This is a genomic window from Listeria grayi DSM 20601 (assembly GCF_000148995.1).
Classification (GTDB): domain Bacteria; phylum Bacillota; class Bacilli; order Lactobacillales; family Listeriaceae; genus Listeria; species Listeria grayi.
Window position 1 is genome coordinate 47883 of the sequence record NZ_GL538355.1, and the last position, 20179, is coordinate 68061.

The following is a 20179-nucleotide window of genomic DNA, read 5'->3' on the forward strand; positions in this document are numbered from 1 at the left end:
TTTATTTAAAACTTTGCAACAGAACCATTCCGCTTTTGTTTTTTGGACCCTAACAACCGCAAGCCGTTTAAGATGACGAGGATTGTGGAGCCCTCATGGAATAGTACTGCTAAAGGAAGTCCCAGAACGCCGAACATATTTAAAGTAATCAAGCTGACAATAACAGCGATGGAGAAAATGACATTTTGAATAATGATTTTATTTAATTTCTTGCTTAGCTGATAGCTATAAAACAATTTAGACAAATCATTCTTCACTACAACGACATCAGAGGATTCCATTGCGACTGACGAGCCACTTCCCATCGCAATTCCGATATCTGCATTCGCTAGCGCGGGCGCATCATTGATCCCATCGCCAATCATCCCAACAACTTCTTCTTTTCCTTGGCTTTTTAAGACAAAATCTATTTTATCTTCCGGTAACATGGAAGAAATATAGTCATCTACCTTTACTTCCTTTGCAACCTGTGCCGCAACCTTTTCGTTATCTCCCGTTAAAAGATAAACCTTGATGCCCTCTTTTTGGAAATCCGCAACCGTACTCGCTGACTGCGGACGAATTCGATCCCGGAGTGAGAAGTAACCGACGACTTCATTTCCCTTCGCTACAAATATGGTCGTATCGCCTTTTTCCAGTAGCTTTTCAAACTGATCAAATTTATCATATTGCTTAAATGCATCCGGTTTTCCAACTAGGATTGCCCCTTTTTTAATTCCCGAACCAGCAATTTCTTCAATCGATTCCGCTTGATTCACTTGTGCTAAGTTAATCTCTTTAAAGGCAGAAACAATTGCTCTTCCGATTGGGTGACTGGATTGTTGCTCCATATAAATGACTTCTTTTAACAGCTCTTGGTCCAAATGATAATCGACCACTTGGAAGTCGCCATACGTCAATGTTCCGGTCTTATCTGTATACAAAATATTCATTGTACTTAACGCTTCCATTGCGGCTCCACCTTTAAATAAGATACCGTTTTTGGCTCCATTACTTATCGCGCTTAACGTAGCCGGTGTAGCTGATGCCACCAATGCACATGGACTAGCCACTGTTAAAAGTACCATTCCACGATAAAATGCTTCTTCTAATGGTAGGCTTAGGAAATAATATAGAAAGATGATGAAAATAGGTACGATAATTAAAACGCCAATCACGTACTTACTTTCAATACGGTCTATAAACTTTGCGATTCGAGAAGGTTTGTTTTGTGCTTCTTCAACCATCCGGATAATATTGGAAAACATGGTTTGATTCAGTGTCTTGTTTACTTCTATATGAAAAACATTTCCTTCATTAATCGTTCCGGCAAAAACTTCCTCCTTTAACTCTTTTTCTACTGGGACAGACTCACCCGTTAAAGCCGCTTCATTCACGATTGCATTTCGGTCGATCAAGCCATCAATAGGGATTTGACCACCTTTCGATACCACGACAATGTCCCCAATAACTAACTCTTTCGTAGGGGTAACCACTACATCCCCATTTTCTTTTAGCACTTGGGCTGTGTCGGGTACTTGCGCCATTAATTCTGAAATCGCGCTGGTGGATTTGTTCGTTGCATAATCTTCCAAAACTTCTGCAGCAGCAAAAATCAATAGCAACGCCGCTCCTTCAGACTCAAAATCAATGATTACTGCACCAACTGCTGCCAAAACCATTAATAGGTCGACATTTGGTGAGCGATCTTTAATCGTTTCAACAACAGCATGTTTTGCCGCATAGAAGCCTAAAAAGAAAATTGAAATATAAAATAGTATGGAACTGTATGCATCATTTAGTGGGATAAAGATAAACCCTAAGATTGTAAATAAAACACCGACAACTAAAAATTGTCCTTGCCTACTTTTTGTTAGATACTCAACCATTTCTAAAACCTCTTTCTTATTTTTTGTTTTTTTGCTTACCAATTATTACAAATCCATTTCATCTCATCTTTTCACTCCCCTTTATTTAGAAATATATATATAAAAAAGGGCACACCTATAGAACAGAATTAACTGTCCCACAGGTATGCCCTTATTATTTACATACTCTGCTGCCGCAAAAATTGCAGCCCGGCTGCATGGACCTTTTATATGTCCACCGCCTGTTCAGATCACAATGAATATAACCAACAAACAAAATCTGTTATATTCCAAAGCTTTCATTATTTAGTTTTAATATGCTTCATTGATTCTCATGTGACTATTATAACAAATTTTTTTTGAATTTCAAATCGCTTTTCCATTATTTGAACAGGGTAGAATAGCAATCGCAGCCATAAGCTTTGTGGCGGATCGAAGTCTAGGAAATGTATGCTTCCTTAGTTAGTTCATAAAGTTTTATTTCCACTTTTTTAAATAATTTTTGATATTCTTCTCCCATTTTTTGGTAAATTTCTAATAATTGCATCAATTCTTTTTTTTTAATAAATCACCCATGTGTTAACTCCTGTTCTCCCTCTGTTGTTTTGAATATTCATAATACTTTAAAGTTAATATTCTTATTTTACCCTATTCCGTTATACGATTGTTTGAAAGTATTCATATAATTATTTACTCTTTATACTATTTTCGGTTCTGTTGCAAAGTTTTCTGATAAACTGATTTTAAGGTAAAATGAATGGAAAAGATAGCTTGGAGGAATCAAGATGGATCATTTTAAAGGCAAGCAATTTCAGAAAGATGTGATTATTGTCGCCGTAGGCTACTACCTTCGGTATAATCTTAGCTATCGTGACGTCCAAGAAATCCTATATGACCGTGGCATTAACGTTTCTCATACGACGATTTATCGTTGGGTGCAAGAATATGGCAAACTACTCTATCAAATTTGGAAAAAGAAAAATAAAAAATCCTTTTATTCATGGAAAATGGATGAAACGTACATCAAAATTAAAGGAAAATGGCATTATTTGTATCGAGCCATCGATGCAGATGGTTTAACCTTGGATATTTGGTTACGTAAAAAACGGGACACACAAGCAGCCTATGCTTTTCTTAAGCGGTTAGTGAAGCAGTTTGATGAACCGAAGGTTGTAGTCACAGATAAAGCCCCCTCTATTACAAGTGCCTTTAAGAAACTAAAAGAATACGGCTTTTATCAAGGGACAGAACATCGTACCATTAAATACCTGAATAATTTGATTGAACAAGACCATCGTCCAGTAAAGAGACGCGATAAATTCTATCGAAGTTTACGCACTGCCTCTACCACGATTAAAGGCATGGAAGCCATTCGAGGATTATATAAGAAAACCCGAAAAGAAGGCACTCTCTTCGGGTTTTCGGTCTGTACTGAAATCAAGGTATTATTGGGAATCCCAGCTTAAATCATAGATACCGTAAGGGATTTTATTCTTTATTTAAAACTTTGCAACAGAACCAGATGAGTCATTCAACATGAAGGAGGATGCGAACAAATGAATTGGCAAATGAACACAAAAATGGTTGGGAAAGAAATGCTAAAGTGGTTAGTCAACGTGAAGCGCTTCTACAAGAAAAGCATATTGGCTAACCAACTATTTTTGATTGGCCACAAAAAAACTAATGCCAAGTTGCATTAGTTTTTACTGTTTCGAGACTTTGCCTGTCTTTCGGCTATTCTAGCTGCATAGGCTTCTATATCTTGTTTGAGATATAGTCGTATCATTTGACGTTGTTCCCCTTTTTGAAAAAAGGGTTGAATAAGACCGGTTCTGATCGATTGATCGAAGGCTGGTTTTGATTGTTTCGTAATTTTCATTGCTTCTTGTCGTGTAAGCAAATTTTCGTACATCCAATCCTGGAGTTCTTTGTTTTCCATAAGTGCCCTCCGTTCTATATATAAAAATAGTATCATATGCGAAAGATAATGTAAATGCTTGCTATGTCTTCCACCTTCTGATATAATTATCATATACAAAAGACAATGTATAAAAGGGTATGCAAAACGAGGTGGACGTTATCGTGGATGTTCGTTGTTATTTACCAGATATGTGCTACAGTTACGATCCTATTCATGGCCGGACAGTATGCATCAGAAAAGACATCATAGGAACTTTTGTTGCATTAGGCAGATCCGTTCCTCCAGAAAGACTGAATAAGGTGATGAACCTTACTCCACTACAGGTAGAAGCAATGGAATATGGGTCAAAATATGGTTTTGACAAGATAGAATCAAATCACATATTAGTTTCTAAATTATCTAAAGAAATGGAGGAAAGAAAATGGTACACCTTTTAAACTCACAAGTAGTGGTTTACCGTAAAGAAAAAGAAGCAGCTTTAAAAATGCTGCCATTGTATAAGCATGACCTATTTCTGGAATTATCTATGCCGTCGAAAGGGATCACACTTATAAAAGAAGCACCTTTACAAACAACGGACAAAAAAGAGATCAAACGCTATAAAATAGTTACATTACCGCAAAGAAATCGTGATATACTAGTACTAGAGCAAGATGTGGCAGGAGATTCGGATGATTATCTAACCTTTATGTGTTTGGATCAAGCGTTATCTATAGAAATGGTGCAAGCGTACCTAGCGGAGCTTGAAATAATCATTAATGATGAAATATATATGATCATCTGCAGCGATGAAGATACTGGAATGGTAAGACAGCAAAGATACTCCATTGGACGGGAAAAAACCATCCATATTTTAGAACATGACTTCGATATGGTACAAGAGGAAGCAATGCTAGCACTCGATATGGCTCTTTAAAAAAAGGAGGAGATAGGGATGCAAGTAGTTCAAGGTTTATTTCATTTTGTCGATTGGATAGTGGAAGGGATTATGCAATTAGGGATGATTATTCTAGCCCTTTTAGGAAAGGGATGTTTAGCGTTCCTTCATTTTTTAGGCGATCAATTTCAAGCGAGTTCCAATGGTACAAAGTTTATTTATGCGATCGCGATTGTGGTAACAATCCTTATTATCCTCTACTTTACCTGGCATATATTACTTATGAGTGCCTTCGTACTTGCTATTGTGATTCCTCTCTTTTTATTTGTGGGCAAAATCGTGGTAAGTATTTTACTTGTCGCAACACTTATATTTGTCGTACGATGGCTGGTTGTTACAGCGAAAAACGTTTATCAAACCAAAATGGCACAATAGCTTTCCTAGCTGCAGATACTTGAGAAAATCGTTTGCATGATGTACAATGAAAGAAATTAGGGAAGTTTTATTGGTTATCTTCACAGAAAAAATAAAAAACCAATCGTATTCGAGAAGTTTTATTGGTGATCTTCTCATAAAAAAATAAAAAACCTACAAACTTATAAAAAAAGACTCGTCTAAAACTAGACGGGTCTTTTTTTTATGGATAAGAGGGTGCTGCAAGGAATGAACGATAAACCATACAAGTATCAAGTAGTACGGTTGAAAAAAGAATTTTTTCAGTCTAATCCCCATTTCATTAATATGCTTGATCCAGGAAATCCAGAAAAACAAATGCGGCGTACTTATTTATATCTAGATATTCAAAAGGACCACTATCATTACTTAATTCCTTTCAGAAGTCATTTGAATCATCGAAATGGTGTAGCGACACCGTCTAAAGATCGACCTAAAGCTGGACTAGATTATAGTCATACACTCATTGTCAAAGATAGTACACATATTCAGCCAGCTTTCATCTCTAATGACCAGTATCGGGAAGTGAAAAATAAAATTAGGCCTATTTATACCAGGACATCGAGATATATTTCAGATTTTATGAATGCCTACAAAAAAGGGATAGTGCTCGATCTTCCGAAGTATCAGAACTCTACTTTGATAAACTTTGTCGGTTATTTGGAAAAAGAATGGACCAAACAAGTTCCGCTACAAGACAGGAAACAAACAAAGAAAGTAAAAGAAAATAATAGACCTAAAAAATATCGTTTTTAACATTGGTATCCCATCTATAGCCGATATAGGCATGTCTATATCGGTAAACCTGTATCGGCAAGTTTTCTATAAAATAGGAGATAAGATCAAGGAGATGGGGTAGAATAATTTGCGGTTATATGAGGAACCAGATGTGCGTATCAGGATCAATATCAAAGGCATTTGTGAAAAATATAAGCTGACAATGGGAGAACTTTCTAGGCGAACTGATATTGAGCCGTCCAAAATTAGTGCGTATGCCAATGATCGTCGACAGCGTGTCCAAATTACTCATTTAGAACGAATCTGTCAATCTTTACATATTCGGGACATGAACGAATTGTTTATTCTAGAAGTTCTGGAAGATGAACAAGTCGATAATAAGGAGTAGAGAAGCATGAGGACAGTAGAAGATATCTTATATGATAAGCAATCTGCTATTTTCTTATTGGCCGAATTGTATGAGACGCACGAAAAAGAACACGAAGATCATAAAGAAGGGACGCTGACAACTTGCGAGATATGTCGACAAATTGAAACGTGTTCGATACTGATCCGGAAGTTGGAACAGGAGCTGCTTCAAAAAAAGGATGAGATGCGGACAGAAGAAAAGATAAATGCGAAAGATCTCTTAAAATGGCATTATATCAAGTACCCGATAAATGCGACTAATTTAGAACGAATCTTACATTGGCAAAAGATGTTTAGCAAACGGATGTTTGACGATTTAACGAGGATGGGTTGGTCTGCAGATGAGATACAGCGAAGGTATGATATCCCAGACTTTTTCTTTAAGCGCTGGCTGTTTAAGAATGGTCTATATGCCGTGGTCCCATTAATACTTAGGGTAATAACGATAGATGATCGAATATTCATTTATAAAGTTTTTCAAGAAGCAGATCTGAATTTGCTTTTGACATTGGATGATATTGTGATGAAGTCTTATGATCGAATTGAAAGAGAAGACTGGAAACATGTGTATTTCTGGCACCATGGCTCTTACCATCACTTAGAACAAATCATTGTCCAGAGTGTGTTTGGAAAGGTTGGCGAAACAGTTTATCACGCTGAAGAGCAATTAGGCTGCAAGAAAAAGGCGACGGATCAAGTTATTTTTTATGATGGATTTAACCAGGAAGCAGTCGCCTTTTTTTGTGAAGAAAATGAGATGAAACGCTTAGTCAAGGGGAATCGACTCCTTATAAATACCCGATATGGTACAATTACGCTGTTTCCAGGGGAATATGTAGTGAAAGAAATTACAGGTCGTTTTGTGAAGTATTCAGCTAATCAATTTTCGCAGTTGTATGAGATTGTTGATACAGTTCGGCCTATGGGGCTTGTGAGTGAAACTTCTAGATATAACGAATATACAAATAAAATATAATAATTCGTTCATAGCGAGGTTATTTCCCTATGGTTTTCTTTCCGAACAGAGCGGTGGTGGTGGCTGGAGCGCCGTGAGGAAAGTGTCCTAGGGTCTTGCCTTTAAAATACCGAATAAAGCCAGCGCTACCTTATGCGCTGGCTTTTATAATTCTTATAGACTCGAATAAAATTGAGTATAAATTCCTCGACCTCATATTCAAGCAAAATGTTGTAATCGGAGTAGGTATAGTACATCCAAAAACCCCTTTTTACTTCATCGTTTATTAAGATATTGAATTGTTCAAATAAATAGTGATAAAAATTGCAGTTCAATATTTCCATGACATTGGAAGCGTCATAAGCAAGGGCGCTTATACCGTTTTCAACGACATCCTTGGCAGTAAAATTGAGAGGGGTTATCTTTTTAGATAAAACAAACGTTGAAAATGTGTTCTCTTCGCGAGAAACAGAGACATGTATCGTAGCGTGATAGAAAACTTGAGCGTACGGTTCAAAATCGACAAAGTCAAATAAAATATAATATTTTTCTGGTGAAGAGGCGAGGATAGACAAGAGATAGCGTAAGTCAGCGTGATAATCCAAGGTTTCTTGAATGGATTCAAATAATGTATTTAGATTATACTCAAATCGCCATTTTCCAAATGCTTCAAAGTTAAATACTGTATCAAGCACAGAAGGGTTCTTATTAAAATCCACATCCTCTCTTAAATCGTAAAGCGTGGTTTCTGCACGAATATTATACTCCCATTCGTCCTCTGCTTGTTTCAAAAACCTTAAAAAAGTATAGACGACTTTGGGGTGGTCATGTACTAAGTTGGGTGAGAAAGATAAAATGCCATGTGCTTCTGATATATTTGCCATTTAAATAAGCTCCTTTCCAAAATAGACGGTGTAGCTATCTGTTGAATATTCCTCTTCTTTTTCATATAGAACTTGACTAGCGGTTTCCAAGACTTTCTTTTTCTGCTTCAAAAAGTGTTCAGTAGCTAGAACTAGGTTTGCGAACAAACGTGTTTCTGCTGTGTAGTTTAGAAAATCAGCGGTCGTTATAAAGTACATGTACATGGAAATATCCTCCTTAATAAATAATGTCACGCATAATAAAGTCAGCGTAGAAAGCTCGCCCTGTGAAATGATAGATAAAATCTTGACTCACCCAACTGTTGAAATTACCAATCATCTGGTGAATGGGACAATATATGTACCGTGTCACTTCCATTTTATTCCCATATGCAGTGATATAAAGCATTTCATTATCCGTTCGGTAATGTATACTGACAACTATTTCTATATCAAGGGGACATATAGTTGGGACTATATCACAACAAGAAATAGGGGTATGGATTATACCAAATGTAGGGGTCTCGGATAGTGGTTGTGCAATGTCAAAGCTATCTGTGTCTCCAAATTCTTTTTCCAAATAGCGTAAATACGCTTCTTTCAATACGTCCATTTGAGTATCTACCATTTATTTTGCTCCTTTGGGGCTTAGATTTTTCCCTTTCTGTTTTGCCAAAAACAGAAAGTCGAAAGGCTGAATTTTTCCCTTTCTGTGGCGTCCATGAAACATTGCCAGCAAGAAAAAAACAAGGGGGAAAGTCAAAAAGTTTTTGTGCTTGAAAAGCACGATTAAAAAGTTTTTGCGACCCTTGTTTTTTTCTATGAATCTTAGGAAGCGCTAGTTGGAAAAGCGTAGCGCAAGGTTCCGACTTGCGATGAGTTAGATGAATGGCGAATGTGGAAGCGTTGTTACGAAGAGAGCGAAGCGAACGGAGAACATAAGCGTATGGCAAAGCAGAAAGGGAAAAATTCTTTTTATCCTGTTTTGCGTAGCAAAACATTCCTACGAGCTTCTCGATAGAGAAGGTCGCCCTGAAGCGGTGGAGGCGGCTGGAGCGGAAGGGGAATAAACTAAAACGAGAGAGCAACCAGCTGTGATCAGTTGGTTGCTCTCTCGTTCTTTTGAAAAATAACTTTTACTGTTTCTAATAGTTTGATTAGCAATGGATCCGAAATGGTTTCCACGTATTGATGCTTACGAGCGTTGTAATCGATCGTCACTAGTTGATCCAGCAATACTTTTCCGGTTGTGGTTGTCCCTGTCAAAGGCACATATAACGGATAGGTGCGCGGTGTATTACTGATTGGGGCAAAGATCGCGATATTTGCATAATCACTTACCAGATGATGACTGAGGCAAATATAGGGCCGATAGCCTTGCTGCTCGTGTCCCTGTTTTGGATTTAGATTGATCTTGATAATATCGCCTTGCTTTACCATTTTTCATCTCCGATTGGTTCGAATGTTTGCAGTTCGGTTTGGAAGGGTTCGCCCTGGTAATTGGCAAACAAATCCTCGATTCGGAGATCGGCATCTGTTTTGGTAAGAATCATCTGATTATTGATCACTTCCACTTGCAAATCATCGTTCTCTTTGATGTCTAAGGCATTTAATAGATTATTGGGGAGACGAACAGCTTTGCTATTTCCCCACTTTTTAACGCTAACGGTGGTCATAAGCCTTACCTCCTTTAATACCTTTATTATAACACGAAGTATATACAATGTATATACTTTTTATTTTTTGCGTGCTGCTTGCCAGTCGGACATCTTTTCTTTATAGGCAATTACCTCATCCTTAAAATAAAGACGGAGTACACGCCTATCAGATTCTTTTAACTCTAAAGCTGGATTCAAATAGCCGTTTGTAACGGATTGATTAAATTTTTATCGCGTTTGTTCAGTAATCTGCCTTGCTTGATGTGACGTAATCAAGTCGCTATACGTTTATGTTATAAATTCTTCCTTATTAAATATAAATCACCTCTCTTTGACTATAGCATAAATATTATTAATCGATACAGATAGAGCGGTATCAACCATCAATGGAAAGCATATAAGAGTTATATCAGCAAACAGGTGCCGGTCTACTGACATGTAAGTTGGCGCTGATCGATACGAATGGAAACCTGGAACTAGCGATTGAAAATATGCGCAACAAAGGGAATGCTTGACTAGTAAAAGAAGAATTTCTTGTTTTTAAAATAGCTATTGTGGTATACTAACAATGAAAAGAGAGCTATGCGTCAACATAGCCCTCGTGCAAACACCATTTAAGATGGTGACAGCCATGTTAGATTATTATAAAATCCGCCTAGCCGTCAAGCTTATGGGTGGATTTTATTTTTTGTCATTTTTGCTGTTCATGATCGTTACAACTAAGACTGCAAAGGCAATCATTAGTGTAAGACTCTCGTAAACAGTCACACGTTTATCCTTTCTGGGTAACGCTTAAAAATAACATAAGCACCACCTGCTTTCTATCGGAAGGACCGATGAAAAAGGCTGGCGCACCACCATAAACCCGTTTGCATCTATTAGTATAACATATTTCGATATAATAGAGGAAGAAACTGGAGGGATCATCATGGACGAAATACGAGATAGGATCAGGCAACGGTTTGGAGATATATCGCCGAAAAAAATGGCCGAGATCTTAAATATCGAGGTCAAGAAAAACATACATATGTAAGGTGGATCCAAGCTAGCATTTATTACTTGTTTTGAGGATGCTGTGAAAGCTAGAAAAAATGAAAAATAAATCAAAATAAATATAAAATTATTGACGTTACTATTGGGGGATTACTAGGAACTTTAAATATTATATTTACGATCTATATGATAAAAGATCTTACAACGGCAATTTTGAATCAGAAATACTTTGCTGCAGTGAACTCGATACTATCAATTGCAATCCTCGTGACGATAATGACCATTAGTTTACCAGTCTTGCAACTCCTGGCTAAGAAATAGTATTGTATAATTAAATGATGTAGGAGGTTTAATGATGCCGCTATCAAATGAAAATGTAGGGATTTGGTTCTTACCTGATAATAAAAATCCAATTAATGGAACTTTAAAAAAAAGTGAAGAAGGAGAATATTATTTAATATTATTTAATAGTTTTGATGGTATCCTAGATAATAATTTACCTGATTATCCTGTGGTACAGGGGGTATTATCTTCAGGAGAAGAAATTTCACTTTTTGATGTGTTAGTGATTAGAACTAAGTTTAGTCTTCCAGGTTTTCCTATTCTTGAATGCAGGGTTTCTTATATATATGTTGGAGCATTATATAACTCTATGAAGGAAATTAAAATAAGTAAGGCGAAAATATCCTATAAATATTTAAACTATTGGATAAATGAAAAATCTATAACAACGATCTGGATTAAGGAGACTAATGAAATCATTACAAATTATGAAATGCCAAAGCTAAAAACTTTTGAGTTTGATAATATGAATTTGAAATTTAATTTTAAGGTAAAAACTACAGGTGACTTTTACAGTAATTACGAGCTGAAGCAAACTGGATTTATTGAATTTGACTTTAAAGAGGCAGCTAAAGTAGATGACTTATTAGAAGAAATGAACAGTTTTTCGGACTTTTTGACTTTGTGTTATGGAGAATTAGCTTTAAAGGAACAAGTTTTATTTTACGATTCTAACTCTGATGAAATTGAATTTATTTATGATGTTACTCAAGCTGTCAAAATAAAAGAGTTGTCAGAGAAGGATATGTTTATAAAATTCTCATTTATCGCTGAGGATTTTCAAAATTGTTACATGAATTGGAAACAAAAAAGGGAACTATTGAGACCTACTATAAGCTACTTTGTAGAAGCACATGAAAGAGTTTTTCATATACCTATGTCATTTTTAAAAATTGTACAAGCATTAGAAGCGTTTTCTCGTCGAAATAGATGTAATGAATCAATGAGCAAAGAAAAATTTGGGGAATTGCAGGAACGTTTGACTTCATGTTTAGCAGCTGAAGATGACAAGCAACTAGTGTTAGGTATGCTATCAAATGAGCCTCGATTAAGAAAGAGGCTGAATGACCTTTTTTCAGAAGTAAATAATATATTTAATATTCCATCTAAAAAAAGAAAATCTATAATTAATAAAATAGTCAACACACGTAATTATTTTACGCATTTTGATAATTCTTTAGAAAATAAAAAAATGGAACCTGAGGAGATTATATATATTTCAAAATATATGAAATTAGTTTTAAGGGTTATTCTATTAAAAGAACTTGACGTAAGTGAAGAACTAATAGAAATCCGTATAAAAGAGAGTAAAGAATTTAATGATTGTAAGAATAATCTTGAACTATGTTAAATCATAAATGATTTCAAATTTGGGATTTTCACTACAAGTTATAGTTTTAGCAGCTTATTAATATAAATAGACCCCCTTGATATACCCTATATTGATAGGAGGTTTATTTAGATTAGGGTGGCAGTTCATTTATTTGAAATCAAAGTATGACCTTCATCGATAATCGCTTTTTCATAAAAACTAGTCATTTTTTCATCTAACTGAAAACTGCGAAAATGAATGAGTCGGTGTTTTTATTTAGTAAGAGTCTAGAAATTATAATTTCTAGACTTTTTTATGCTACCATTAGAACATGGGTTTTCTCGCCTGAAATACTTTTCTTTTAATCTATAATCTAGTCTAGAAAGTAAAATCTAGAATATATAAAGTTGTAGACAAAAGGAATCTCCAGCATTTGAAATAATAGTGGATTACGTTGGTTGATTAGAATAACTCTAGTTTATGTATAGAGGCGGTTTCATGGTATAATTAGCGCAAGAAAGTACTTTTTTAAAGGATTGTATAGTAATTTTGATTATCACAATATAAAGTTTTTTTAAACAGTAGTAGAGTAAAATGAGGAAATTTTTGAATAGACTCTAAGGGAGATGTTTGCTTTGGAAAAAGGTGAAATATATATAGAAAACGAATACATAATAAGCTTTTCCGATGTTGAAGTGGAAATTAGTGGCAAAGCGTTATCAGACGATGAGAAAAAGGATAATGAAACATGGGAAGCCGTTGCAACTCGATTAAGAAAAGTAGCTTTACATAAGCACCTTAAACGCCAGTATGAAAATACGATTATTTTAACAGGAGCAGGCAGCTCTTATCAAGTAGGTGTTGGTGAAAAAAAAGGGAAATTAATGAGGGGACTTTGGGAAGAAGCAGTTAAACAATTTTCTTATTCCACAATTAAAGAGATTTGTGAGATCATTCATTTTCAAAAAATACAATCTGAAGACGAAACTACTAATATAGAGGAATTACTCACACATGCTCAATTCTACCAGCGTATCTGTGAAAATAATGAAACAGTAAATCAATTCATAAGTGATCTAAAAGAAATGGTGAAAAACTGTTGCACGTTAGATTTGCCAAATAATAATCCTCATCAAAAATTTTTGAAAAAATTAGTATCAAAGAAAATGAAATATACTAGACCTAAGATATTTACACTGAATTATGATACTTTGTTTGAACAAGCAGCTGAAGAGAATGGATATATGATTATTGATGGTTTTTCCTTTAACTTTCCGCGAAAGTTTAAAGGGACAAATTTTGATTTAGATGTAGTAACAAGAATAACGAATAAAAGTGTGTTAGAAGATAATTTCACCCCAAATGTTGTTCATATTTATAAACCTCATGGATCAATTGATTGGGCGCAAGATGGAGATGATGTGATTAAGAAAGAGACGGATAAGTCTTTGATGATATATCCAAGCTCTAATAAGTATGAGAGTTCTTATCAGCAACCTTTTTTTGAAATGATGAGTCGCTTTCAGCAAGAAACAAGAGCAAAAAATACCCTTCTAATAATTATTGGATACAGTTTTGGAGACGAACATATTAATGCAATGATTTCTGAAGCTCTAAATGTTAACCCTAGTATAACGGTAATATTTGTTTCTCCTGATGCATGTGAAAAAAATGAAAAATATAAAATGTTGAGAGATCAAGTTTCCGTGTCTGGGAATGTAGTGCTAACTAAACAAACATTTGAAGAATTTGTAAATACATACCCTCAGTCAGAAATTTATGCACAAAATGAGGTAGGCGATTATAATGATTAAGAAGAAACCGTTTGATAACAACTACTTTATAGGCTATGTAAGTCATGTAAGTCCTCAATTTGTGAAGGTGCATTTTCCATCATCTACTTTATTAAATAAAACTATTTTTTCTGGAGAAGAATTTAATGGAGGCTTAGTAGGTAACTTTGTTACTATCGAAGCGGAAAATGATGGGTTCATTGGTAAAATTTCAGAAATTAACTTGCCAGAGAAAGAGAGATTAACGCTATCAGAGAAGTCGTTTCAAAATTCGGATTTTCATCCCACAGCAACAATTGAGATATTACTTTCATTTGATTATTTCGATGGTCAAGCCAAGCATACATTGAATGCCTTCCCCAATATAGGAGCAAAAGTATTTGTGTGTCCAAGTGGTTTTATTGAAAATTATGTCAGGAATTTTGGAAAAAAGGAGAACAAGAAAGTTCCTTCCGTTGATTTAGGCCATTTAACTTCAAATCCAGATACTAAAGTATGTGTAAGTCAACAAGCTCTTTTTAGTCGTCATTGTGCAATTGTAGGAACAACAGGCGGAGGGAAGAGCTATACTATAGCTAAGCTTATCGAAAATATGGTGAAAAATAAGTCCAAAGTTATTCTGTTAGATCCAACTGGAGAGTACTCGGTCATTAAAGAAGGTGTTCAGTCTGTTACATTAGGTGGAAGTGCTTTTTTTCCTTATCAAAAGCTAACGAAGGAGGACTTGTTCTTTTTAGTAAAGCCGTCTGAAGGAGTGCAGAAACCTAAATTGTTAGAAGCAATTCGTTCACTAAAAGCTGTTAAAATTTATCAAGAAATAAATGAATCTGATGCGAGTTATGAACATTTGGAAGGATTTGTTAACGATGACGGGTTATTAGTCAAAGAAAATCATATCATTAAAAGCTATGAACAATTTGGGACAAAAAAGTTTAATGAAATTGAATCTGATAACTTGGAATTAAATATTAAGAGACTAGGAAAGCAGATAATTGAGGAGTGTATCTATCCAACTCAGAAAGAAGATAATAAGTTATTTGGTAATAAAAATGAAAATGATGCTAACTACTGTTATGGTATGATAAATAGAATACACAATTTAGTGAATACAAAGATATACAGTGACGCTTTTAATTTTAATAGTAATGGATTAGCTGAAAATAGTTTAACGGAAATAATTGATAAATTTATTGCTGAAGAGCAACAGGGTGATTTTGTATTGAGGATCGGATTTGAAAATTTGGGGTATGAATTCCAAACACGTGAAATTCTTGCAAATGTTATAGCTAGATATCTTCTTAAACTCGCAAGGGAAAAAAAGTTTAAAAAGAGTCCAATAGTGCTCATATTAGATGAAGCCCATCAATTTCTAAACAAAATAGTTGTGGATGATTTTTTTCAGACAATGGCTCTTAGTTCTTTTGAGCAAATATCAAAAGAGAGTCGGAAATATGGTTTGTTTTTGTGTCTAGCAACACAGATGCCGAGGGATATTCCTGTTGGAACTTTGTCACAGATGGGAACCTTCATTGTACATAGACTTATAAACTATAATGACAAAGAAGCTATTAAGCAAGCTTGTTCTTCAGCAAATTCAAATGTCTTATCGTATTTGCCTGTGCTTGGAGAAGGAGAAGCTATTTTGACTGGAGTGGATTTTCCTATGCCTTTAAGTGTTAAGGTTTCTGAACCAAATGTTCCCCCTGATTCGGACACTCCATTGTTTAAAATGTAATAGTAATAATTGAGTAAATAAAGGTTTAATACTAAATCGACCTAGAATTTGAAGCTAAATAAAACAAGCTGCTTTTCGGTGGCTTGTTTTTATGTGCCATTAGGGTATACCTTAGTGGCAGAAATTTACCTCTTAGATCGGTAGAAGTAGAAGTTGGGCGAATAAGTTGTGCATTAGAATAAGAGAAAGTAGAAATCTATTCTAGTTAAATAAGTTCTTTCATGGATCACATAGAGATTTCTGACGTGACCACAAAAGATCAAAAATAAAATAAACAGAAAAAACCAGTATGGAAAAGGGAGTAAACCATACTGGAAAAAAGGGAGTTGATCAATCATTTTTAAAGGGAGATGATTGATATTATAAATATAGAATAGACTGTTTAGCTGAAAATATACGGAAGAATATCTAAAAGTTTTATGAGAAATAGTTTGTTGGAAATGGCAAGATAAATTTGGCTTAAGCACAATGCGGCTAATAAGATATTTATTCGCTCTGATTTTTGTTGAGATACCGATAGATTGTTGTTCGTGAAACATTCCAACGGGCGGCAATAGTCTTAATGGGCGTACCACTATCAATAAGAGTGCGCATTAAAGCAAGATCTTCAGCTGTTAGTTTTTCCGGCCGGCCACCAAATCGACCTCTTGCCCGGGCAGCTTCTCTTCCAGCTGCAGAACGTTCTAAAATCAAATTACGTTCAAATTCGGCAAAAGCAGCAAATAAATGAAAGATAAGTTGACCGGTGGAACTGGATTTATTCATGGTAATATTTTCTTGCAAACTATGAAAGCTGATTCCATTGTTGTTTAATTGATTCACCACACGAATCAAGTCTTCCATATTCCTACCTAATCGATCTAAACGCCAAACCACGATCGTATCTCCGGAACGACAAAAATCAATCGCTGCTTCCAAACCTGGACGTTTACTTTTTGCCCCACTGATATAATCCTGGAAAATTTTCTCGCAACCATCTTTTTCTAAACTATCTACTTGCAAATCTAAATTTTGTAAGCCAGTCGAAACTCGTGCATATCCAATTTTCAAGTTTCCTCACATCCTAAAAAAATTTTCTGTCTTAATAGTAACATAACTTAATTTATATAGATATAATGAACATAGATTTATTTATGGGTTTATGAACATGAAACAATTTGAAAAAGTAGGAGGTTTTCTCTTTTTTGATGTGTGTCCAGAAAATGGAGGTTTTGTGGACAAGGTCCGTTCTTTCTTTTTCCGGTCATTGACTAGGTTTGATTGGTTCTGTTGCAAAGTTTTATTTAACTGATTATTTAGTGTAGAATGGAAGAAACTACACGAGGAGAATAACAATGTCCCATTTTAAAGGTAAACAATTCAAAGAGGATATCATCATGGTAGCCGTGGGCTACTACTTAAGATACAATTTGAGCTATCGTGATGTTTCAGAAATCCTTAATGAGCGTGGAATCAAGGTTTGTCACACAACTGTTTATCGATGGGTACAAGAATATGGTTCGATTATTTATTGCCTATGGAAGAAAAGAAATAAGTCTGCTAGCGATTCTTGGAGAATGGATGAAACATATATTAAAGTAAAAGGAAAATGGCATTATTTGTATCGTGCCATCGATTCTACAGGTTTGACATTAGATATTTGGTTGCGAAAGAATCGGGATAAACAGGCGGCCTATGCTTTCTTTAAACGATTAATCAAGCAATTTGGAGAACCTAGAGTTTTTGTAACGGACAAAGCACCTTCGCTAAGCAGTGCGTTCAATCGACTTAAATCTGAAGGTTTATTTTCTAACACTGAACATCGAACGAGTAAATATTTGAATAATATCATTGAACAAGATCATAGGCCTATCAAGAAAAGGCACAAATTATATCAGTCCATAAGGACTGCCTCATCCACAATCAAAGGAATTGAAACTATACATACTTTATACAAAGCTAGCCAAAGAGACTTTTCTCTCTTTGGCTTTTCAGTGATTCATGAAATAAATAATCTAATGGGTGTTCCAGCTAAAAATTAGAAAATAGTTGAGAAATCATTTTACTTCTTTGAACTTTGCAACAGAACCGATTAGCATATTATCGTCGATACAAAGAACGCTTGCAACTCAAGATCAAGGAAATCGAAGCCAATATCCAAAAAGTAAATTGGAAAATCGATTATTATCAAAAAGCTGCCGAAGCTGGTACCGAAGCCATTCACGAGGGCGAACCAGGGCTTTACGAGATTTATTATAAAAAATAAACTGGATTTTTAATTGACAACCAAAACGAAAAGGTTTATATTAGTATTCTAATAGTTAGATATCTACCTATTTTATTCAAAGGAGCTGTTTACATGGATCAAACACCGTATTCCGACTTATTTCGAGTCATCATGCATAAAACACGCGCAAATTCCGAGCACTTATTAAAAGAGCTAGACGTCAGTCCACAACAAGGGCGAATGATCGTTTATTTAGCCGAACATGCCGAAAAGGGACTGATCCAAAAAGAGCTTGCTGCTATTTTTGATCGTCGCGGAGCTAGTATAACGAGTATGCTCCAAGGCTTAGAAAAAAAAGGCTATATCGAGCGTAAAGTCCCCGCTGACAATGAACGTCAAAAAAGAGTCTATGTGCTTCCGAAAGGGCAAAAATTAGTCGAATCAATCAATGACGCCTTTCAAAATATGGAAAAAGAGCTAGTCGCTGGACTGAGCCCCGCGGAGCAAACCACATTCTTACGGTTATTAGAAAAAGTAAACGACAGTCTTTGATAAATCTAACAAAAAGAAGGCATTTTCCATGAAAAAATCAAATCTCTATTACTTAAAAGAAAGTTCGATCCGTAAAGCGATCGCCCATTTATCGATCCCGATGATGTTCGGGATCTCTGTTAGCTCTATTTACAACTTGATCAATGCCTATTTCATCGGTCTCATCCATGATACCGCCATGATGAGCGCGATTACGCTCGGGCTTCCGATCTTTACGATTTTAATGGCAGTCGGAAATGTTTTCGGAGTCGGTGGTGGAACATTTATCAGCCGACTGCTTGGCGTAAACGAACCCGACCACGGTAAAAAAATCGCTGGCTATTCATTCTATATCAGTATTTTTCTCGGCCTCATCATTGGGGCAGTCGCCTTTTTATTCATCGATCCACTCACCCACATACTCGGCGCAGATGCGACAACATTGCTTTACACTAAACAATATGCAATCGTTCTTTTTGCCGGTGGCTTTACAGTCATCACCAATTTTACATTAGAACAACTAGTGCGTGCAGAAGGGGCTTCTAAAGAATCGATGTATGGCATGTTTATTAGTGTGATCGTCAGTATTTTGCTTGATACACTCTTTATTCTCATGCTTGACCTCCATGTAATCGGGGCTGCATTATCGATGGTACTCGCAAACGCAGCATCAAGTATTTACTATATTTGGTTCTTAGAAAAGAAAAGTGAATCCCTTCAAGGCTTTATGAAACACATTAAGATTTCCGTGCATGACCAATTGGAACTATATAAAGTCGGGATTTCCGAGTTATTTAAAATGTCTTTTTTGATCGTCACGACACTATTATTGAATAATTTTGCCATTGAATACGGTGAAAATGTCGTTGCCGGTTTCGGAATTGCTTTACGAATCACACAGCTTCCTGAATTTTTGACCATGGGGTTATTTTTGGGCGCAATTCCACTGATCGCCTATAGTTTTTCAGCCAAAAATATTCAGCGTTTGAAAGCGACATTAAAAGAATTAACGATTTGGATTGGCGGGATTTCTGTTTTATTCGCACTGATCGTCTATCTTTTCAAACTACCCGTTCTTGGCTTATTTACAAGTGATCATCAAGTACTTAAAGTCGGATTGCTGATTTTGACTGCTCAACTGATCTCTTCTGTTTTTAATGGTTTTACCGGCTTATTTACAGGTGTGTTCCAAGCATCTGGTGAAGGGACTTCAACCATGATCCTCTCAGTCATGCAAGGAATACTGTTTATCCCTGTCGTGATTCTGCTTCATCACTTTTATGGATTGACCGGATTGATCTGGTCGATGACACTCACAGAAGCCGTAACATTTTTAACCGGTGCATTATTAATGATTCCTTACTTATTGAAAATCAATAAACAGGATTTCTTTGCCAGAGCCAATACAATTCCCGAATAAAAAAGAAAAGCCGCAAAAAACCGGCTTTTCTTTTTTAAATGGCTGATTTATCATACTCCAAGCAAGCAAACACAATCCCTACCGCAATCATGTTCCCCATGACGGAACTCCCTCCATAACTCATGAA

At 35.7% G+C, this 20179-nt stretch carries 23 protein-coding genes, 1 pseudogene and 1 riboswitch; of the genes and pseudogenes, 15 read left to right on the forward strand and 9 right to left on the reverse strand.

Translation table 11 applies throughout. The features are described from left to right. Nucleotides 1–5: 5 nt before the first annotated feature. Nucleotides 6–1868 (reverse strand): heavy metal translocating P-type ATPase, encoded by a 1863-nt coding sequence (locus tag HMPREF0556_RS12815; protein WP_013315200.1) that lies wholly within the window; start codon nt 1866–1868, stop codon nt 6–8. 130 nt (nt 1869–1998) lie between these two features. Further along, nucleotides 1999–2107: riboswitch (NiCo riboswitch) on the reverse strand. Nucleotides 2108–2632: 525 nt separating this feature from the next. Between HMPREF0556_RS12815 and HMPREF0556_RS12820 the strand changes: the two genes are divergently transcribed. Then, the gene (locus HMPREF0556_RS12820; protein ID WP_003759325.1) at nt 2633–3313 is read left to right on the forward strand and encodes an IS6-like element IS1216 family transposase; all 681 of its coding nucleotides are present in this window, start codon (nt 2633–2635) and stop codon (nt 3311–3313) included. 230 nt (nt 3314–3543) lie between these two features. Here the strand turns inward: HMPREF0556_RS12820 and HMPREF0556_RS12825 are convergent, their stop codons facing one another. Then, a complete protein-coding gene (locus tag HMPREF0556_RS12825; protein WP_223196835.1) occupies nt 3544–3786 on the reverse strand; it encodes a hypothetical protein in 243 nt (80 codons plus the stop codon). Between the two features lie 143 nt (nt 3787–3929). Here HMPREF0556_RS12825 and HMPREF0556_RS12830 point away from each other — a divergent pair, with 143 nt between their 5' ends. The 6 genes from HMPREF0556_RS12830 to HMPREF0556_RS12855 all read left to right on the forward strand — a co-directional run bounded on the left by HMPREF0556_RS12830 (nt 3930) and on the right by HMPREF0556_RS12855 (nt 7220). Further along, entirely contained in the window at nt 3930–4205 is a 276-nt protein-coding gene (locus HMPREF0556_RS12830; RefSeq protein WP_223196834.1) for a hypothetical protein, read from the forward strand. Beyond that, nucleotides 4190–4684, forward strand: a complete 495-nt coding sequence (locus tag HMPREF0556_RS12835; RefSeq protein ID WP_003759334.1) for a hypothetical protein — start codon at nt 4190–4192, stop codon at nt 4682–4684. The genes HMPREF0556_RS12830 and HMPREF0556_RS12835 overlap by 16 nt, the downstream gene beginning before the upstream one ends. 18 nt (nt 4685–4702) lie before the next feature. Continuing rightward, entirely contained in the window at nt 4703–5080 is a 378-nt protein-coding gene (locus tag HMPREF0556_RS12840; protein WP_003759336.1) for a hypothetical protein, read from the forward strand. A 228-nt stretch (nt 5081–5308) separates the two neighbouring features. Continuing rightward, nucleotides 5309–5854: a hypothetical protein gene (locus tag HMPREF0556_RS12845; protein ID WP_139028137.1), complete on the forward strand. Its 546-nt coding sequence runs from the start codon at nt 5309–5311 to the stop codon at nt 5852–5854. 133 nt (nt 5855–5987) lie between these two features. Next, a complete protein-coding gene (locus tag HMPREF0556_RS12850) occupies nt 5988–6224 on the forward strand; it encodes a helix-turn-helix domain-containing protein (protein WP_003725271.1) in 237 nt (78 codons plus the stop codon). Between the two features lie 6 nt (nt 6225–6230). Continuing rightward, nucleotides 6231–7220 carry a hypothetical protein gene (locus HMPREF0556_RS12855; protein WP_003759341.1) on the forward strand — a complete coding sequence of 330 codons (990 nt, stop codon included), beginning with the start codon at nt 6231–6233 and terminating at the stop codon, nt 7218–7220. A 125-nt stretch (nt 7221–7345) separates the two neighbouring features. On the opposite strand, the gene HMPREF0556_RS12860 is transcribed toward HMPREF0556_RS12855, so the two are convergent. From HMPREF0556_RS12860 to HMPREF0556_RS12880, 5 genes are all read right to left on the reverse strand, one after another. Further along, nucleotides 7346–8083, reverse strand: a complete 738-nt coding sequence (locus tag HMPREF0556_RS12860) for a hypothetical protein (RefSeq protein ID WP_003759343.1) — start codon at nt 8081–8083, stop codon at nt 7346–7348. Then, on the reverse strand, nt 8084–8287 hold the full coding sequence (locus HMPREF0556_RS12865) for a hypothetical protein (protein WP_013315204.1): 204 nt from the start codon (nt 8285–8287) through the stop codon (nt 8084–8086). It abuts the gene before it with no gap. A 13-nt stretch (nt 8288–8300) separates the two neighbouring features. Continuing rightward, nucleotides 8301–8690 (reverse strand): hypothetical protein, encoded by a 390-nt coding sequence (locus HMPREF0556_RS12870; protein WP_003759346.1) that lies wholly within the window; start codon nt 8688–8690, stop codon nt 8301–8303. A 470-nt stretch (nt 8691–9160) separates the two neighbouring features. After that, nucleotides 9161–9502 carry a type II toxin-antitoxin system PemK/MazF family toxin gene (locus HMPREF0556_RS12875; protein ID WP_003759353.1) on the reverse strand — a complete coding sequence of 114 codons (342 nt, stop codon included), beginning with the start codon at nt 9500–9502 and terminating at the stop codon, nt 9161–9163. Beyond that, complete coding sequence (locus tag HMPREF0556_RS12880) at nt 9496–9738, reverse strand: AbrB/MazE/SpoVT family DNA-binding domain-containing protein (RefSeq protein ID WP_003759355.1); 243 nt, start codon at nt 9736–9738, stop codon at nt 9496–9498. Before HMPREF0556_RS12880 ends, HMPREF0556_RS12875 begins: the two co-directional genes overlap by 7 nt. Before the next feature lie 413 nt (nt 9739–10151). Here HMPREF0556_RS12880 and HMPREF0556_RS13815 point away from each other — a divergent pair. Then, nucleotides 10152–10232 (forward strand): annotated as a pseudogene (locus HMPREF0556_RS13815) (DUF3850 domain-containing protein); the annotation flags it as partial. Between the two features lie 169 nt (nt 10233–10401). On the opposite strand, the gene HMPREF0556_RS13655 reads toward HMPREF0556_RS13815, so the two are convergent. Then, complete coding sequence (locus HMPREF0556_RS13655) at nt 10402–10461, reverse strand: hypothetical protein (RefSeq protein ID WP_241762112.1); 60 nt, start codon at nt 10459–10461, stop codon at nt 10402–10404. A 607-nt stretch (nt 10462–11068) separates the two neighbouring features. Between HMPREF0556_RS13655 and HMPREF0556_RS12890 the strand changes: the two genes are divergently transcribed. The 3 genes from HMPREF0556_RS12890 to HMPREF0556_RS12900 all read left to right on the forward strand — a co-directional run bounded on the left by HMPREF0556_RS12890 (nt 11069) and on the right by HMPREF0556_RS12900 (nt 15895). Continuing rightward, nucleotides 11069–12406, forward strand: coding sequence for an ApeA N-terminal domain 1-containing protein (locus HMPREF0556_RS12890; protein WP_040486967.1), 1338 nt, complete (start codon nt 11069–11071; stop codon nt 12404–12406). 587 nt (nt 12407–12993) lie between these two features. Continuing rightward, nucleotides 12994–14181 carry an SIR2 family protein gene (locus HMPREF0556_RS12895; RefSeq protein WP_003759364.1) on the forward strand — a complete coding sequence of 396 codons (1188 nt, stop codon included), beginning with the start codon at nt 12994–12996 and terminating at the stop codon, nt 14179–14181. Continuing rightward, on the forward strand, nt 14174–15895 hold the full coding sequence (locus HMPREF0556_RS12900) for an ATP-binding protein (protein WP_003759366.1): 1722 nt from the start codon (nt 14174–14176) through the stop codon (nt 15893–15895). Before HMPREF0556_RS12895 ends, HMPREF0556_RS12900 begins: the two co-directional genes overlap by 8 nt. Before the next feature lie 486 nt (nt 15896–16381). Here the strand turns inward: HMPREF0556_RS12900 and HMPREF0556_RS12905 are convergent, their stop codons facing one another. Next, on the reverse strand, nt 16382–16945 hold the full coding sequence (locus tag HMPREF0556_RS12905; protein ID WP_003759368.1) for a recombinase family protein: 564 nt from the start codon (nt 16943–16945) through the stop codon (nt 16382–16384). Nucleotides 16946–17229: 284 nt separating this feature from the next. On the opposite strand from HMPREF0556_RS12905, the gene HMPREF0556_RS12910 reads away from it, so the two are divergent. The 4 genes from HMPREF0556_RS12910 to HMPREF0556_RS12925 all read left to right on the forward strand — a co-directional run bounded on the left by HMPREF0556_RS12910 (nt 17230) and on the right by HMPREF0556_RS12925 (nt 20052). After that, nucleotides 17230–17916 carry an IS6 family transposase gene (locus HMPREF0556_RS12910; RefSeq protein WP_003759371.1) on the forward strand — a complete coding sequence of 229 codons (687 nt, stop codon included), beginning with the start codon at nt 17230–17232 and terminating at the stop codon, nt 17914–17916. A gap of 80 nt (nt 17917–17996) precedes the next feature. Continuing rightward, nucleotides 17997–18140, forward strand: coding sequence for a hypothetical protein (locus tag HMPREF0556_RS12915; protein WP_003759373.1), 144 nt, complete (start codon nt 17997–17999; stop codon nt 18138–18140). A 93-nt stretch (nt 18141–18233) separates the two neighbouring features. Then, nucleotides 18234–18653, forward strand: a complete 420-nt coding sequence (locus tag HMPREF0556_RS12920) for a MarR family winged helix-turn-helix transcriptional regulator (RefSeq protein ID WP_003759375.1) — start codon at nt 18234–18236, stop codon at nt 18651–18653. A 28-nt stretch (nt 18654–18681) separates the two neighbouring features. Continuing rightward, nucleotides 18682–20052: an MATE family efflux transporter gene (locus tag HMPREF0556_RS12925; RefSeq protein ID WP_003759378.1), complete on the forward strand. Its 1371-nt coding sequence runs from the start codon at nt 18682–18684 to the stop codon at nt 20050–20052. Nucleotides 20053–20179: the final 127 nt, after the last annotated feature.

Excerpts from the sequence above, each read along its gene's own strand:
- HMPREF0556_RS12855 (WP_003759341.1), top strand. The coding sequence starts at position 6,231 with ATGAGGACAGTAGAAGATATCTTATATGATAAGCAATCTGCTATTTTC.
- HMPREF0556_RS12825 (WP_223196835.1), bottom strand. The coding sequence starts at position 3,786 with ATGGAAAACAAAGAACTCCAGGATTGGATGTACGAAAATTTGCTTACA.
- HMPREF0556_RS12860 (WP_003759343.1), bottom strand. The coding sequence starts at position 8,083 with ATGGCAAATATATCAGAAGCACATGGCATTTTATCTTTCTCACCCAAC.
- HMPREF0556_RS12835 (WP_003759334.1), top strand. The coding sequence starts at position 4,190 with ATGGTACACCTTTTAAACTCACAAGTAGTGGTTTACCGTAAAGAAAAA.
- HMPREF0556_RS12820 (WP_003759325.1), top strand. The coding sequence starts at position 2,633 with ATGGATCATTTTAAAGGCAAGCAATTTCAGAAAGATGTGATTATTGTC.
- HMPREF0556_RS12895 (WP_003759364.1), top strand. The coding sequence starts at position 12,994 with ATGTTTGCTTTGGAAAAAGGTGAAATATATATAGAAAACGAATACATA.
- HMPREF0556_RS12925 (WP_003759378.1), top strand. The coding sequence starts at position 18,682 with ATGAAAAAATCAAATCTCTATTACTTAAAAGAAAGTTCGATCCGTAAA.
- HMPREF0556_RS12910 (WP_003759371.1), top strand. The coding sequence starts at position 17,230 with ATGTCCCATTTTAAAGGTAAACAATTCAAAGAGGATATCATCATGGTA.
- HMPREF0556_RS12845 (WP_139028137.1), top strand. The coding sequence starts at position 5,309 with ATGAACGATAAACCATACAAGTATCAAGTAGTACGGTTGAAAAAAGAA.
- HMPREF0556_RS12875 (WP_003759353.1), bottom strand. The coding sequence starts at position 9,502 with ATGGTAAAGCAAGGCGATATTATCAAGATCAATCTAAATCCAAAACAG.
- HMPREF0556_RS12900 (WP_003759366.1), top strand. The coding sequence starts at position 14,174 with ATGATTAAGAAGAAACCGTTTGATAACAACTACTTTATAGGCTATGTA.
- HMPREF0556_RS12880 (WP_003759355.1), bottom strand. The coding sequence starts at position 9,738 with ATGACCACCGTTAGCGTTAAAAAGTGGGGAAATAGCAAAGCTGTTCGT.
- HMPREF0556_RS12865 (WP_013315204.1), bottom strand. The coding sequence starts at position 8,287 with ATGTACATGTACTTTATAACGACCGCTGATTTTCTAAACTACACAGCA.
- HMPREF0556_RS12920 (WP_003759375.1), top strand. The coding sequence starts at position 18,234 with ATGGATCAAACACCGTATTCCGACTTATTTCGAGTCATCATGCATAAA.
- HMPREF0556_RS12870 (WP_003759346.1), bottom strand. The coding sequence starts at position 8,690 with ATGGTAGATACTCAAATGGACGTATTGAAAGAAGCGTATTTACGCTAT.
- HMPREF0556_RS12840 (WP_003759336.1), top strand. The coding sequence starts at position 4,703 with ATGCAAGTAGTTCAAGGTTTATTTCATTTTGTCGATTGGATAGTGGAA.
- HMPREF0556_RS12890 (WP_040486967.1), top strand. The coding sequence starts at position 11,069 with ATGCCGCTATCAAATGAAAATGTAGGGATTTGGTTCTTACCTGATAAT.
- HMPREF0556_RS12815 (WP_013315200.1), bottom strand. The coding sequence starts at position 1,868 with ATGGTTGAGTATCTAACAAAAAGTAGGCAAGGACAATTTTTAGTTGTC.